This is a genomic window from Pseudomonas sp. PS01270, from assembly GCF_029959775.1.
Taxonomy (GTDB): domain Bacteria; phylum Pseudomonadota; class Gammaproteobacteria; order Pseudomonadales; family Pseudomonadaceae; genus Aquipseudomonas; species Aquipseudomonas atacamensis.
In genome coordinates this window covers 1-15,782 of the sequence record NZ_JASCPT010000124.1, presented here as the reverse complement: position 1 = coordinate 15,782, position 15,782 = coordinate 1, and the positions used below count along the sequence as shown (strand labels likewise).

The following is a 15,782-nucleotide window of genomic DNA, read 5'->3' as shown; positions in this document are numbered from 1 at the left end:
TATCGATGGTGTCGGTGACAGTCGTCACCGCTGGAGCAGTGCTCGGTACGAGGTTCTCGAAATTGCCACCGGTAGCGCTAGTGATCGTCGCCTGGACGGAGCCGGCATCTTTGTAGACGTCATCGGACGGTGCAGGAACCGTCGCAGTGCCGCTGGTTTCGCCAGCCTTGATGGTGATCACTGCGCCATTCGACAACGTCACGGTCACTGGTGAGCCAGCAGCATTGGTCAATGTCGCGGTGTAAGTGATCTGGCCACCTTCAGCCACCGAATTGCTGGCGCTGAGCGACAGATTGGTGGTGTCGTTAACATCCGTAACAGTGGTCGAAACCGGTGTTTTGTCCGCCACCAGATCTTCGAAGTTGCCGCCGGTCACGCCAGTGATCGAGTTGGTGATCGGAGCATTACCAGCCAACGCATCGTTCGCAGCAACAGCGGTTGCAGTGCCAGTAGTCTGACCGACGCCAATGGTGATGGTCTGGCCGTTGGCCAATGTCACGACGACAGGAGAACCGGTAACTGGCGCACCGACGGTTGCGGTGTAAGTCACGGTGCCGCCTTCAGCCACCGAAGTATCAGCCGTCAGTTTGACGGTCGAAGTATCGATGGTATCAGTGACCTGAGTGACCGCTGGAGTGGTGCTCGGCACGAGATTTTCGAAGTTACCACCGGTGGCGCTGGTGATCGTCGCCTGTACGGAACCGGCGTCTTTGTAAACGTCATCGGACGGTGCCGGAACGGTTGCGGTGCCGGTGGTTTCGCCTGCTTTGATAGTGATGACAGCGCCGTTCGACAAGGTGACTGTCACAGGTGAGCCAGCGGCGTTGGTCAGGGTCGCGGTGTACGTAATCTGACCACCTTCTGCCACGGAATTGCTGGCGCTGAGCGACAGATTTGTCGTGTCGGTAACGTCGGTGACAGAAGTTGAAACTGGAGTTTTGTCTGCAACCAGATCTTCGAAGTTGCCGCCGCTCACGCCAGTGATCGAGTTGGTGATCGGAGCGTTGCCGGTCAGCGCATCGTTCGCAGCAACAGCAGTTGCAGTGCCAGTGGTCTGGCCGACGCCGATGGTGATGGTCTGGCCGTTGGCCAGAGTCACGACGACAGGGGAGCCAGTCACTGGTGCACCGACGGTGGCGGTGTAGGTGACCGTGCCGCCTTCAGCGACCGAGGTATCGGCGGTCAGTTTGACCGTCGAAGTGTCGATGGTATCGGTGACATTCGTCACCGCTGGAACCGCGCTTGGCACCAGGTTCTCGAAGTTGCCGCCGGTCGCACCCTCGATGGTCACTTCGACTTTGCCGGCATCTTTATAGACGTCGTCTTTCGGTGCGTCGACGGTCACGGTGCCGGTGGTTTTACCCGCGTCGATAGTGATCGTGGCGCCATTCGACAGGGTCACGGTCACCGGTGTGCCGGCCGGGTTGGTCAGGGTTGCGGTGTAGGTGATCTGGCCGCCTTCGGCGACCGAATCGCTGGCGGTCAGGTTCAGGTTGGTGGTGTCGGTGGTGTCGGAAACCACGGTGTCTGCGGACTTGCCGTCGACCACCAGTTTTTCGTAATTGCCACCCGTGGCGCCATCAATGGTCACGCTCAGCGAGCTGCCGCCCGCCAGCGGGCTGTTCGGCGCGACGTAGTTGACGCTGCCGGTGGTTTCGCCGACCGCGATGGTAATGGTCTGGCCGTTGGACAGGCTGACGATGACCGGAGAGCCGGTCACTGGCGCGCCCACGGTGGCGGTGTAGACCACGGTTTCGCCTTCGGCGACGTTCGCAGTGGCGCTCAGCGACACGGTGGTGGTGTCGATGGTGTCGTTGACCGTGGTCACCGCCGGCGCTGTGCTGGTGACGAGGTTTTCGAAGTTGCCGCCGGTTGCGCTCTGGATGGTCGCTTCAACGCTGCCGGCGTCTTTGTAGACGTCGTCTTTCGGTGCATCGACGGTCACGCTGCCGGTGGTTTTGCCGGCCTCGATGAGGATGGTCGCACCGTTCGACAGGGTCACGGTGACCGGCGTGCCGGCGGCGTTGCTCAGGGTTGCGGTGTAGGTAATCTGGCCGCCTTCGTTCACCGCGCCGGTCGCGCTGAGCGACAGGTTGGTGGTGTCGGCGGTGTCGGTCACGGTGGTGCTGACCGGGGTCTGGTCGGCGACAAGATTTTCGAAATTACCGCCGCTGACGTTGGTGATCGAGTTGGTCAGCGGCGCGTGGCCGGCGAGGACGTCGTTCGGCGCGGTGGTGCTCACGCTGCCGCTGGTCTTGCCGACTTCGATAGTGATGTTCTGACCATTGGCCAAGGTGACGACCACAGGCGAACCGGTGACCGGCGCGCCGACGGTGGCGGTGTAGGTGACGGTGCCCCCTTCGGCCGCGGTTTCGGTGGCGGTCAGTTTGACCGTCGAGGTGTCGACGGTGTCGGTGACATCAGTGACCGCTGGCGTGGTGCTTGGCACCAGGTTTTCGAAGTTGCCGCCAGTGGCGTCCTTGATCGTGACTTCAACTTTTCCGGCGTCTTTATAGACGTCGTCGGCAGGTGCCGGAACGGTGACGGTGCCGCTGGTTTTGCCGGCCTCGATGGTGATCACCGCGCCGTTGCTCAGATCCACGGTCACCGGCGTGCCGGCCGGGTTGCTCAGGGTTGCGGTGTAGACAATCGAACCGCCCTCGGCCACGGAGCCGGTCGCGGACAGCGACAGGTTGGTGGTGTCGGCAACGTCAGTTACCGAGGTCACCGCCGGGGTCTGGTCAGCCACGAGATTTTCGTAATTGCCACCACTGGCGCCGTCGATTTTCACGCTCAGAGTGTTGCCGCCGGCCTGTGCATCGTTCGGCGCGGTGAAGTTGACGCTGGCGCTGCTGGCGCCGACCGGAATGGTGATGGTCTGGCCGTTGGACAGGGTCACCAGCACTGGCGAACCAGTGACCGGGGCGGTCACGGACGCGGTGTAGACAACCACGCCGCCTTCCACCGCGCTGGCGCTGGCGGTCAGCGAAACAATGCTGTTGTCGATGGTGTCGGTGACATCAGTTACCGCAGGCGTCTTGTCGATCACCAGGTTTTCAAAGTTGCCACCGCTGGTCTTGGTGATGCTCGCATCGACCTTGCCGGCGTCCTTGTACACGTCATCGCCAGGCGCGGCTACGGTCGCAGTGCCAGTGCTCGCACCCTTGGCAATGTTGATCACCGCGCCGTTGCTCAGGGTCACGCTCATGGCGGTGCCGGCCGGATTGCTCAGGGTCGCGGTGTAGACGATCGAGCCGCCCTCGGCAACGCTGCCGGTGGCGCTCAGGCTGATGTTGGTGGTGTCGACGGCGTCGGTGACTTTGGTCACCACAGCCGAACGATCGGCCTCGACGCGCTCGAAATTGCCGCCGCTGTGGCTGGCGATCGCCGTCCGCACGTTGCTGCCATCGATGTACGGCGTATTGGCGGGCGCCGGGAAATTCACCGAACCGCTGGTCGCACCGGCCGCGATGTTGATCACCGCGCCGTTGGCCAGGGTCACGGTCATCGCAGTGCCGGCCGGGTTGCTCAGGGTCGCGGTGTAGGTGATCTGGCCACCTTCGCTGACGGTATCGCTGGCGGTCAGGGTCAGTGCGGTTGTGTCGACGGTGTCGTTGACCGTGGTGCTGACCGGAGTCTTGCTGACGTCGAGTTTCTCGAAGTTGCCACCGCTGGCGTCGGTCATGGTCACGGTGAGCTTGCTGAGGTCCTTGTAGACGTCATCGCTCGGTGCGGCGATCGTCACCGAACCGCTGGTCTTGCCGGCTTCGATGGTGATGGTCTGGCCGTTGCTCAGGTTGACGGTTACCGGCGTTTGCGCGGCGTTGGTCAACGTTGCGGTGTAAGTGATCGAAGAGCCTTCGAGCACATAGCTTTCTGCGCTGAGGGTCAGGTGCGTGGTGTTGACCGTGTCGGCAACGTTGGTCACCGCAGGCGTAGTGCTCGGCACCAGGTTTTCGAAGTTGCCACCGGTGGCGTCCTTGATGGTGACTTCGACTTTGCCGGCGTCTTTGTAGACGTCATCGGCAGGTGCCGGAACGGTCACGGTGCCGGTGGTCTTGCCCGCTTCAATGGTGATGACCGAACCGTTGCTCAGATTCACAGTCACAGGCGTGCCGGCCGGGTTGCTCAGCGTCGCGGTGTAGGTGATCTGCCCGCCTTCGTTGACGTTGCCGGTGGCAGTCAGCGCAACGCTGGTGGTGTCGACGGTGTCGGTCACGGTGGTGCTGACTGGGGTCTTGTCGGCGACCAGATTTTCGAAGTTGCCGCCGCTGACGTTGGTGATCGAGTTGGTCAGCGGTGCGTGACCGATCTGCACGTCATTCGATACCGGGGCAGTAACGCTGCCGGTGGTCTGGCCCACGGCGATGGTGATGCTCTGGCCGTTGGCCAGGGTCACGACAACAGGCGAGCCGGTGACGGGCGCGCCGACAGTGGCGGTGTAGGTGACGGTGCCGCCTTCCGCGACCGAGGTGTCGGCGGTCAATTTGACCGTCGAGGTATCGATGGTGTCGGTGACTTGAGTGACCGCTGGCGTGGTGCTCGGAACGAGGTTCTCGAAGTTGCCGCCGGTGGCGCTGGTGATGGTTGCCTGCACGGAGCCTGAGTCTTTGTAGACGTCGTCGGACGGAGCCGGGAAAGTCACATTACCGCTGGTTTCGCCTGCATTGATGGTGATGACGGCGCCGTTCGACAAGGTCACGGTTACTGGCGAGCCAGCTGCATTGGTCAAGGTCGCGGTGTAAGTGATCTGGCCGCCTTCAGCCACGGAAGCGGTCGCGCTCAGCGACAGATTGGTGGTGTCGGCCACGTCGGTGACGGTGGTCGAAACTGGGGTTTTGTCCGCCACCAGATCTTCGTAGTTGCCACCGCTTACGCCAGTGATCGAGTTGGTCAGCGCAGCGTTGCCGGTCAAGGCATCGTTCGGTGCGGTGTAAGTGACGGAGCCGGTGGTCTGTCCGACGGCGATGGTGATGTTCTGGCCGTTGGCCAACGTCACGACCACAGGCGAGCCGGTGACTGGCGCGCCGACGGTGGCGGTGTAAGTTACGGTGCCGCCTTCGGCAACCGAGGTGTCTGCGCTCAGCTTCACCGTCGAGGTATTGACGGTGTCAGTGATTTCGGTCACTGCCGGCGTAGCGTTCGGCACCAGATTTTCGAAATTGCCGCCGGTGGCGTCCTTGATGCTGACTTCGACTTGGCCGGCGTCCTTGTAGACGTCATCGGCCGGCGCTGGAACGGTAACGGTGCCGGTGGTTTTGCCGGCATCAATGGTGATCACCGAACCGTTGCTCAGGGTCACGGTTACCGGGGTGCCGGCCGGATTCGTCAGCGTGGCGGTGTAGGTGATCTGGCCACCCTCGGCCACAGAACCGGTGGCGCTGAGGCTCAGGCCAGTGTCATCGACCGAGTCGGTAATCGTGGTAACGGCTGGCGTGGTGCTTGGCACCAGGTTTTCGAAGTTGCCACCGGTAGCGCCAGTGATGGTCGTGCTGACGGTGCTGCCGTTGCTGTACACATCATTGGCCGCAGTCGGCACGTTGACGGTGCCGACGGTCTCGCCGGTAGCAATGGTGATGGTCGAACCGTTCGACAGGGTGACGGTAACCGGGGTTTGTGCCGGATTGGTCAGTGTCGCGGTGTAAGTGATCTGACCGCCTTCAACGATGTTGTTGGTCGCAGTCAGGGTCAGGCCAGTGTCATCGACCGAGTCGGTGATGGTGGTCACCGCTGGCGTGGTGTTTGGCACCAGATTTTCGAAGTTGCCGCCGGTAGCGCCGGTGATGGTGGTGCTGACGGTGCTGCCATTGTTGTACACGTCATTGGCCGCAGTCGGCACGTTGACGGTGCCGACGGTCTCGCCGGCTGCAATGGTGATGGTTGAGCCGTTCGACAGAGTGACGGTAACTGGCGTCTGCGCTGGATTAGTCAGCGTTGCGGTGTAAGTGATCTGACCGCCTTCAACGATGTTGTTGGTCGCGGTCAACGTCAGACCGGTGTTATCAACCGAATCAGTGATCGTGGTAACGGCTGGCGTGGTGTTTGGCACCAGATTTTCGAAATTGCCACCGGTAGCGCCAGTGATCGTGGTGCTGACGGTGCTGCCATTGTTGTACACGTCATTGGCCGCTGTTGGCACGTTGACGGTGCCGACGGTTTCGCCAGCCGCGATGGTGATGGTCGAGCCGTTCGACAGGGTGACGGTAACCGGCGTCTGCGCTGGATTAGTCAGCGTCGCGGTGTAAGTGATCTGACCGCCTTCAACAATGTTGTTGGTCGCAGTCAGGGTCAGGCCGGTGTTGTCGACCGAGTCGGTGATCGTAGTGACTGCTGGCGTGGTGTTCGGCACCAGGTTTTCGAAATTGCCGCCAGTTGCGCCAGTGATCGTGGTGCTGACGGTGCTGCCATTGTTGTAAACGTCATTCGCTGGCGTCGGCACGTTAACAGTGCCGGTAGTCTGGCCAGCGCCAATGGTAATGGTCGAGCCGTTCGACAGAGTGACGGTTACCGGAGTTTGCGCCGGGTTGGTCAAAGTCGCCGTATAGGTAATCTGGCCGCCTTCGGTCACGCTCGAACCAGCCGTCAGCGTGACGGTAGTGGTATCGACGGTGTCGGTGACCTGCGTGGTCGCCGGGATAGTTGGCGGGGTCACGGTGATGCCGTTGCCGCCGCTGGTGCCGGTGACGGTCACGTCGATCTGGGTCGGGTCGTTGTAGACCGTGTCGTTCGGCGCCAGCGGCACGTTGACGGTGCCAGTGGTGGCGCCGGCCGGGATGACGATCACTGCGCCATTGGACAGGGTGATGGTCAGGTCGGTCAGCGGCGCCTGGGTCAGGGTCGCGGTGTACACCAGCACGCCGCCGGCTTCGGTGATGGTCGGCGTGGCGCTGAGGCTCAGGGTCGAGTCGCGCAGCGCGTTGGTGGTGGTGTCGGTGGTCAGGCCGCCGGTGGTGTCCTGCGCGACTTGGCCGGCAGAATTGATGCCCGCCGTCGGAAAGCCAATGGTCGGATCGACGCGGCCAGCGGTGGCGTCGAGCATGACAAAGCTGTGACCACCACCGGCGGCGCCACCGGTACCTGCGGCGGTCGGGCCGGCCGCGGTGGATTCGAGTGCGGTGGTCGGGTCGACACCGGCGGCGATGGCTTGCTGCAGTTCTTCTACAGAAGGCGCAGCCTGCGCGGTGGCTTCGGCCAGGTCAGTGCTGGAGTCAGGCGAGCTGGCGCTCCACTGGGTGTCACGGCCCAGATCGAGCATGCGGCCATCGGCCAGTTCCAGCGACACCGCGCCGGACAGGCCGGTATCGATCTGGTCGCCGACATACAGGCGATCGCCTTCAACGAGTACGCGACGCACGCCCTCTGGGGACACCACGAAAACCTGACCGACAATGCTTTTGACGACGGCAACAACACTGCTCATTGAAGACTCTCCGGGGTGTCACATTCAGTTGACTTCCATGGACCTGACGGGCGTCGGCGCCACTTCAGTCTGGACGTACTTTCTATAAATGGATAACTTATTGACGCTGTATTTCCGTCAATAATCTGGCTATAAATTATCGCGATTAACTTTATGCCAAACTATTGACCTTCTGGGAGCCATCCTAAACAATCGCCCCACTAATGTCACATTGATATTTCCGCGGCGACCTGTCCTTCAGCCTGTCATCCAGTTCCTGTTTTGAACTTTCCGACATACGGTCTTTCGGGTTGCCATCATCCGACGCAGCACCACGTTTCTGCTGTGATTCAAGACAAGAAGTTCCGGGAAAATTCCAACCATGCGTTCGCTTTTGCTCCTTGCCGCTCCCTTCGCTCTCGCCGCCTCTTTTGTACAAGCACAATCCTTACCAGAAGCCATGCAACAGGCGCTGGATGTCCATCCGGAGATTCAGGCGGGGGTCAATAGTCGATTGGCGGCGGATTATCAGTTAAAGGCTGCGAAAGGGGGATACCTGCCCAAGGTCGATCTGCTCGGCGGTTATGGCCGTGAAGGCACCGACAGTGTGACCACTCGAGCGAACGGTGGAAGCAATCACTGGGAGACGTTGAACCGCAGCGAGTCAAGTTTACGTCTCTCGCAAATGATTTTTGACGGTTTCGCGACGTCCAACGAAGTTGCGCGTCAACAAGCCAACGTCAGCTCCCGTGCTTACTCGTTGCTGGGCACTTCCGAACGCACTGCGCTGACCGTCGCCCAGGTTTATCTGGACGTGCTGACCCGTCGCGAATTCGTGCGTCTGGCCGAGGAAAACCTCAAGAGCCACCAGCGCATCTACGATCAGATCCAGCTGCGCACCCAGCGCGGCGTCGGCAGCGGTGCCGACCTTGATCAGGCCGAAGCGCGTATGGCCCAGGCCCGCAACAATCTGATCACCGAACAGACCAACCTCGCCGACGCGGAAACCAACTTCCTCAGCGCCGTCGGCCAGATGCCCGACCAGCTCGAGCGCCCGGCGCCGTTCATGGCGATGATGCCCGCCAACCTCAATGAAGCCCGCGCGCAGATGCTGGAAAACAGCCCGATCCTGCGCTCCGCCGAGTCGGATATTGCCGCTGCCGAGAAGCAGTTCGCCACCGCCAAATCGACCTTCTACCCGCGCTTCGACGCTGAGCTGGGCCGTACCGCCGACAACGATCTCGACGGCCAGAACGGCCACAACAACGAATGGCAGGCCATGCTGCGCATGCGTTTCAACCTGTATTCCGGTGGCAGCAACAAGGCCGATCTGGAATCCAAGTCGTACCTGGCCAACCAGGCGCTGGACATCCGTAACAACGCCCTGCGTCAGTTGAACGAAGAGCTCGGCCTGGCCTGGAACGCCCTGAACAACGCCAACGCTCAGGTGCCGATCGCTCAGCAATACGTCGATCGCAGCACTTCGGTGCGTACTGCCTACCAGCGTCAATTCAGCCTCGGCGAACGCACCCTGCTGGATTTGCTCGACAGCGAAAACGAACTGTTCACCGCCTCGCGGCGTCTGGCGGAAATCAAGAACATTCAGTTATTTACTCAGTATCGAATCAAGGCGACCATGGGCCAATTGCTCAAAAGCCAGGGAGTGGTCGCGCCGTTGGCATCCGTTGTGCAGAACGACGTGAAGCCCAAGGTCCAGCTGCCTGGGATGAACTGAGTTATCCCTTTCAACTGTTAAAGAGTGTCGAGCGTGGAATCAGAAGTCAGTCGAGTTCAACTCAGCCATGATCCACGCGCGTTGCATGACGATCCGTTGCTGGATGGTCTGCTCGCCCTGTGCATGCTGCACCAGAAGCCTGCCAGCGCGGCGATGCTGACCACTGGCCTGCCGCTGCCCAAACAACGTTTGAGTGTCGAGTTGCTGCCGCGCGCAGCGGCTCGCGCCGGCCTGCAGGGGCGGGTGTTGCAGCGCAAGCTCGAAGAAATTCCGGCGATCGCCATGCCCGCGCTGTTGCTGCTCAAGGATGGCCGCAGCGCCGTCCTGCTGGGCTGGCAGGGCGACAACGAAGCACGAGTGCTGCTCAGCGAAAGCGATGGCGGCGAGTCGGTGGTCAGCCGTGAACTACTGACCGACGATTACACCGGCAAAGTGTTCTTCGCCCAGCCGCAGCACAAATTCGACGTCAACCACGGCACGCTGATCCCGCGTGCACGCTCGTGGTTTCGCGACACCCTCAAGCGTTCGCGCTGGCTGTACGCCGATGCGATCGCCGCCAGTTTCCTGATCAACATCATCGCCATGGCCGCGCCGCTGTTCGTGATGAACGTCTACGACCGCGTGGTACCGAACCAGGCCGAAGCAACCCTTTGGGTGCTGGCGCTGGGCATCACCGGCGCTTACATCTTCGACTTGATCCTCAAGAGCCTGCGCAGCCTGTGCCTGGATCTGGCCGGGAAGAAAACCGACCTGATCATCTCCGCCACGCTGTTCGAGCGCATTGTCGGCATGGCGATGAAATACCGCCCGGCGCGGGTCGGCAGTTTTGCCCAGAACATCCACGAGTTTCAGAGCCTGCGCGACTTTCTCGCGTCGCTGACCCTGACCAGTCTGATCGACCTGCCGTTCACCATCCTGATTTTCATCGTCATCGCCATTCTCGGCGGGCATCTGGTGTGGATTCCGGTGCTGGCGTTCCCGATTGCCCTGTTGATCGGCTACGCCTTGCAGAAGCCGCTGATCGCGACCATGGAGCGCACCATGGCGCTGGGCGCCGAGCGCCAGTCGAGCCTGATCGAAACCCTCGCCGGCCTGGATGCGGTCAAGGTCAACAACGCTGAAAGCGAGCGCCAGTATCAGTGGGAGCAGACCATCGGCACCCTCAGCCGTCTCGAGCTGCGAGTGAAAATGCTCTCCGGTCTGGCAATGAACATCACCTTGCTGATCCAGCAACTGGCCGGGGTGATCATGATCGTCTTCGGCGTGTACCAGATCATCGCCGGCAACCTGAGCATGGGCGGGCTGATTGCCTGCTACATGCTCAGTGGCCGCGCGCTGAGCCCGCTGGCGTCGCTGTCCGGCCTGCTCACGCGCTATCAACAGGCGCGGGTGACCATGACTTCGGTCGACCAGATGATGGAGCTGCCGCAGGAGCGCAACTTCGAGGAGCGCCCGTTGAGCCGCAAGGTTCTGCAGGGTGCGATCGAATGCCGTCAGCTCAGCTTCACCTACCCGGACCAGCAGAACCCGGCGCTGAAGAACATCAACCTGGTGATCCGTCCCGGCGAGAAGATCGGCATCATCGGCCGCAGCGGTTCGGGCAAGAGTTCGCTGGCGAAACTGCTGGTGGGCCTGTACCAACCGGACGACGGTGCGTTGCTGGTCGATGGCGTGGACATCCGCCAGATCGACGTCAGCGAACTGCGCTACAACATCGGCTACGTACCGCAGGACATTCAGCTGCTGTCCGGCACCCTGCGTGACAACCTGGTGTCCGGCGCGCGTTACGTCGAAGACGAGCTGGTGCTGCAAGCCGCCGAACTGGCCGGCGTCCACGAATTCGCCCGTCTGCACCCGCAAGGCTACGAGCTGCAAGTCGGCGAGCGTGGGCAAAACCTCTCCGGCGGCCAGCGGCAGAACGTCGCCCTGGCCCGGGCGCTGTTGCTCAATCCACCGATCTTGCTGATGGACGAGCCAACCAGTGCGATGGACAACACCGGCGAAGAACGCCTCAAGCAACGCCTCGCAGCAGTGATTGAAAACAAGACCGTGGTGCTGGTCACGCACCGGGCATCGCTGTTGTCGCTGGTCGATCGCCTGCTGGTGATCGATCGCGGGCAGATTCTCGCCGACGGCCCGAAAGCCGCCGTGATGGAAGCGTTGAAGAAGGGGCAGATCAGTGTTGCTTAAGTCCGGTGTCAAGGAGTCGATCCGTCGCTACTTCAAGGGCTCTGCCTCGCTGCAGGGCCAGCCGCTGCCGGAGGTCAACAAGGCGCTGATCGAAGACGCCCCGCGCGTCGTGCGCCTGACCATCTGGGCGATCATCGGCTTTTTCGTGTTCCTCATGCTCTGGGCCAACTTCGCCGTGATCGACGAGGTGACCAAGGGCGACGGCAAGGCGATTCCGTCGTCGAAGATCCAGAAAATCCAGAACCTGGAGGGCGGTATCGTCTCCGAGCTGTTCGTCAAGGAAGGCCAGATCGTCGAGGCCGGCGCGCCGCTGATTCGTCTCGATGACACGCGTTTTGCCTCCAACGTCGGCGAAACCGAGGCTGATCGCCTGTCGATGCTGCTGCGGGTCGAGCGCCTGAGCGCGGAAGTCGATGATCGTCCGCTGAATTTCCCCGAGGACGTGCTCAAAGCCGTGCCGGGCCAGGCAAAAAGCGAAGAGTCGCTGTACATCAGCCGTCGTCAGCAGTTGCACGATGAAATCGGCGGCTTGCAGGAGCAGTTGATCCAGCGTCAGCAGGAGCTGCGTGAGTTCAGCTCCAAGCAGGCGCAGTACCGTCAGCAACTCGGCTTGCAGCGTCAGGAAATCAACATGTCCGAGCCGCTGGTGGCGCAGGGCGCGGTCTCGCCGGTGGAAGTGTTGCGCCTCAAGCGTGCCGAAGTGGAAACCCGTGGCCAGCTCGACGCGACCACGCTGGCCATTCCGCGCGCGGAATCGGCGATCAAGGAAGTGCAGCGCAAGATCGACGAAACCCGCGGCAAATTCCGCAGCGAAGCACTGACCCAGCTCAACGAAGCGCGCACCGATCTGAACAAGGCCCAGGCCACCGGCAAGGCGCTGGAAGACCGCGTCAGCCGTACGCTGGTTACCTCACCCGTGCGGGGCATCGTCAACAAATTGCTGGTCAACACAATCGGCGGCGTGATCCAGCCGGGCAGCGACATGGTCGAAATCGTGCCGCTGGATGACACCCTGCTGGTCGAAGCCAAGATCCGCCCGCAGGACATCGCGTTCCTGCATCCGGGTCAGGAAGCGATCGTCAAATTCACCGCCTATGACTACACCATTTACGGCGGCCTGAAGGCACAGCTGGAGCAGATCGGTGCGGACACCATCACCGACGAAGACAAGAAAACCACCTACTACGTGATCAAGGTGCGCACCGAGCGCAGTCATTTGGGCACGGATGAAAAGCCACTGCTGATTATCCCGGGGATGGTGGCGTCGGTGGATATCATCACCGGCAAGAAGTCGGTGTTGAGCTATTTGCTCAAGCCGATCATTCGCGCGCGGGCTGAGGCGTTGCACGAGCGCTAGATCTTCGGCGCTGGTGACGGCCCATTCGCGAGCAGGCTCGCTCCCACAGGAGATTGCATTCCAACTGTGGGAGCGAGCCTGCTCGCGAAGGCGTCTTCTGAAGCGCTACATATCCGTCGGTAAGTGACACAAATCGTCACTCCACCCCCTCACCATTCGCCATATCGTTATTCATTAACGGTATTTAATTTCCAATTCTTATAGCTATAAAGTCACCCACCTGCGTACCTGCCGACCAATCGGCGCGCCGCACGACCTGAACCGACACGCAATCCAGCGTGAGTGTCTGATCGACGAGCGCGTCCATGAGCGCGCCGTGCGTGGGAGATAATTGATGTCCGCCGCTACTGCCACCGAAAGCGCCGCAACTGCCGCGCCGCAAATCTTCGAAATTCGCCCCTTCAGCGGTGCCGTCGGCGCCGAGATCGTTGGCCTCGACCTGCGCCGGCCGGTCAATGATCAGGACTTCGCGCGCATTCATCGCGCGCACTTGGATTACCACGTCGTGGTCTTTCGCGATCAGCAGATCACCCCGCAACAGCAAATCGATTTCAGCCGCCGCTTCGGCGTGTTGCAGATCCACGTGCTCAAGCAATTCCTCTTGGCCAATCACCCGGAAGTCCTCATCGTTTCCAACATCATCGAGAACGGCCAGAACATCGGTCTCGGAGACGCCGGCAAGTTCTGGCATTCCGATCTCTCCTATAAAGAGCTGCCGAGTCTCGGCTCGATGCTGCACGCCCAAGAGCTGCCCGCCGAGGGTGGCGACACGCTGTTTGCCGACATGCACAAAGCCTGGGACGACTTGCCCGCTGCGTTGCGCACTGCGGTCGAAGGACGTTGCGCTGCGCATTCCTATACCGCGCGCTACAGCGAAACCAAGTTTGAGGGTAACTGGCGCCCGACCCTGACTCCTGAACAGTTGGCTCAGGTCGCCGAAGTGGTGCATCCGGTGGTGCGCACCCATCCGGAAAACGGCCGCAAAGCCTTGTTCGTCAGCGAAGGCTTCACCACGCGCATCGTCGGTCTGCCGGAAGACGAAAGTCGTCAGTTGCTCGGCGAACTCTTCGCCCACAGCGTGCTGCCGCAAAACATCTACCGCCATCAGTGGGAACCGCATGACCTGGTGTTCTGGGACAACCGTTCGCTGATCCACCTCGCCGCCGGCTGCCCTGCGCATCTGCGCCGCAAGCTGTATCGCACGACCATTCAGGGCGACGCGCCTTTCTGATTTGCCGGAGATCGACCATGAACGCCCCTTTGCCAGGCCACGCGGCCAGCAACCCGATCGCCCGCAGCGAAGCGTTGCTGGCCGTCGATCACGTCAGCCTCGAATACCGCACGCCGCAGCGGGTGGTGCGCGCTACCCATCAAGTCAGTTTCGCCGTCGACCCGGCTGATCGTTTCGTCCTGCTCGGCCCGTCCGGTTGCGGGAAATCGACCTTGCTCAAGGCGGTCGCCGGGTTCATCCGGCCTTGCGAAGGCGAGATCCGCCTGCAAGGCCAGCGCGTCGATGCGCCGGGGCCGGACCGCATTGTGGTGTTTCAGGAATTCGACCAGTTGCCGCCGTGGAAAACCGTCAAGCAGAACGTGATGTTCCCGCTGCTCGCCTCGCGCACCTTGAACAAGAAAGAAGCCGAAGAGCGTGCGTTGCACTATCTGGAAAAGGTCGGCCTCGCAGCATTCGCCGACGCCTATCCACACACCTTGTCCGGCGGCATGAAAGCGCGGGTAGCGATCGCCCGGGCCTTGGCCATGCAACCGAAAATTCTTTTGATGGACGAACCCTTCGCTGCACTCGATGCGTTGACCCGCCGCAAGATGCAGGAAGAGTTGCTGCTGCTCTGGGAAGAGGTGCGCTTCACCTTGTTGTTCGTCACCCATTCGATTGAAGAAGCATTGGTGGTGGGCAATCGCATCCTCTTGCTGTCACCGCATCCAGGCCGGGTGCGCGCCGAAGTGCACAGCCATCAATACGACCTGCACAGCCTCGGCGGCGTGGCGTTTCAGGAATCGGCGCGGCGCATTCATCGTCTGCTGTTCGATGAGGGCCAGGCGCTGGAGACCGAGCGTGATCACGACTTCAACGACATTCGCATCGCCTATTGAGCGGCCAGGAGGACTACCCGATGAGCCATTCATCATCCGTGCGTGAAGAATTCGAAACCGTGCTCGAGCCGCTGACCGCAGTGCCGGTCGAGCGCGAATTGCCGCTTGGCACGCGCCTGTGGCAACAGGGCTGGCTGCGCAAAAGCCTGATCCTGATCGTGCTGGCGATCATCTGGGAGGTGGTCGCGCGGATTCAGAACAATGACCTGATGCTGCCGAGTTTTCTGCAAACTGCGCAGGCCCTGTTCGACGGGCTGCTCAGTGGCGAGTTGCTGGCCAAGGTGTGGATATCCCTGGTGGTGCTGATCAAGGGCTACCTGATCGGCATCGTCCTCGCGTTCGCTCTGACGACATTGGCGGTCTCGACCCAGTTGGGACGTGATCTGCTCAGCACCATGACTTCGATGTTCAATCCGTTGCCGGCGATTGCCCTTCTGCCGCTGGCGCTGCTCTGGTTTGGCTTGGGCCAGAACAGTCTGATTTTCGTGCTGGTGCATTCGGTGCTGTGGGCGCTGGCGCTGAACACCTATGCCGGATTTCTCGGCGTCTCCGAGACGCTGCGCATGGCCGGGCGCAATTATGGCCTCAAGGGTTTGCGCCTTGTGTTGTTCATACTGATCCCGGCGGCACTGCCGTCGATTCTCGCCGGCCTGAAAATTGGCTGGGCGTTTGCCTGGCGCACCTTGATCGCCGCCGAACTGGTGTTTGGCGCGACCAGTGGCAAGGGCGGGCTGGGCTGGTACATCTTCCAGAATCGCAATGAGCTGTACACCGACAAGGTGTTTGCCGGGTTGGCGGTGGTGATCCTGATTGGTCTGCTGGTGGAGAATCTGGTGTTTGCCACCCTTGAGCGGGTGACCGTCAAGCGCTGGGGTATGCAGCGCTGATTTCTTCGTTGGCTGGGCCGGCCTCTTCGCGAGCAGGCTCGCCCCACATGAGAACGCATTCCAAGGTGGGAGCGAGCCTGCTCGCGAAGAGGCCAGCGCTGGCAT

At 61.4% G+C, this 15,782-nt stretch carries 7 protein-coding genes; 6 read left to right on the top strand and 1 reads right to left on the bottom strand.

Translation table 11 applies throughout. The annotated features are described in order from the left end of the window. The coding region (locus QMX86_RS23550) for a retention module-containing protein (protein WP_282386471.1) at window positions 1–7,420 on the bottom strand (7,420 nt) is incomplete at its 3' end. Window positions 7,421–7,781: 361 nt separating this feature from the next. On the opposite strand from QMX86_RS23550, the gene QMX86_RS23545 reads away from it, so the two are divergent. The 6 genes from QMX86_RS23545 (at window position 7,782) to QMX86_RS23520 (ending at window position 15,677) form a co-directional block, all read left to right on the top strand. Continuing rightward, window positions 7,782–9,134: a TolC family outer membrane protein gene (locus QMX86_RS23545; protein WP_282386469.1), complete on the top strand. Its 1,353-nt coding sequence runs from the start codon at window positions 7,782–7,784 to the stop codon at window positions 9,132–9,134. A gap of 33 nt (window positions 9,135–9,167) precedes the next feature. After that, window positions 9,168–11,324, top strand: a complete 2,157-nt coding sequence (locus tag QMX86_RS23540) for a type I secretion system permease/ATPase (protein WP_071174003.1) — start codon at window positions 9,168–9,170, stop codon at window positions 11,322–11,324. Further along, on the top strand, window positions 11,314–12,681 hold the full coding sequence (locus QMX86_RS23535; RefSeq protein WP_024011116.1) for an HlyD family type I secretion periplasmic adaptor subunit: 1,368 nt from the start codon (window positions 11,314–11,316) through the stop codon (window positions 12,679–12,681). Before QMX86_RS23540 ends, QMX86_RS23535 begins: the two co-directional genes overlap by 11 nt. A gap of 334 nt (window positions 12,682–13,015) precedes the next feature. Beyond that, window positions 13,016–13,912 (top strand): TauD/TfdA family dioxygenase, encoded by an 897-nt coding sequence (locus QMX86_RS23530; RefSeq protein ID WP_282387760.1) that lies wholly within the window; start codon window positions 13,016–13,018, stop codon window positions 13,910–13,912. 17 nt (window positions 13,913–13,929) lie between these two features. Further along, window positions 13,930–14,790, top strand: coding sequence for an ABC transporter ATP-binding protein (locus tag QMX86_RS23525; RefSeq protein ID WP_122601351.1), 861 nt, complete (start codon window positions 13,930–13,932; stop codon window positions 14,788–14,790). Between the two features lie 20 nt (window positions 14,791–14,810). Next, a complete protein-coding gene (locus QMX86_RS23520; protein ID WP_041477414.1) occupies window positions 14,811–15,677 on the top strand; it encodes an ABC transporter permease in 867 nt (288 codons plus the stop codon). The last annotated feature ends 105 nt before the right edge of the window (window positions 15,678–15,782 follow it).

Coding starts and splice junctions, on each gene's coding strand:
- QMX86_RS23545 (WP_282386469.1), top strand. CDS start 7,782: ATGCGTTCGCTTTTGCTCCTTGCCGCTCCCTTCGCTCTCGCCGCCTCT.
- QMX86_RS23530 (WP_282387760.1), top strand. CDS start 13,016: ATGTCCGCCGCTACTGCCACCGAAAGCGCCGCAACTGCCGCGCCGCAA.
- QMX86_RS23525 (WP_122601351.1), top strand. CDS start 13,930: ATGAACGCCCCTTTGCCAGGCCACGCGGCCAGCAACCCGATCGCCCGC.
- QMX86_RS23520 (WP_041477414.1), top strand. CDS start 14,811: ATGAGCCATTCATCATCCGTGCGTGAAGAATTCGAAACCGTGCTCGAG.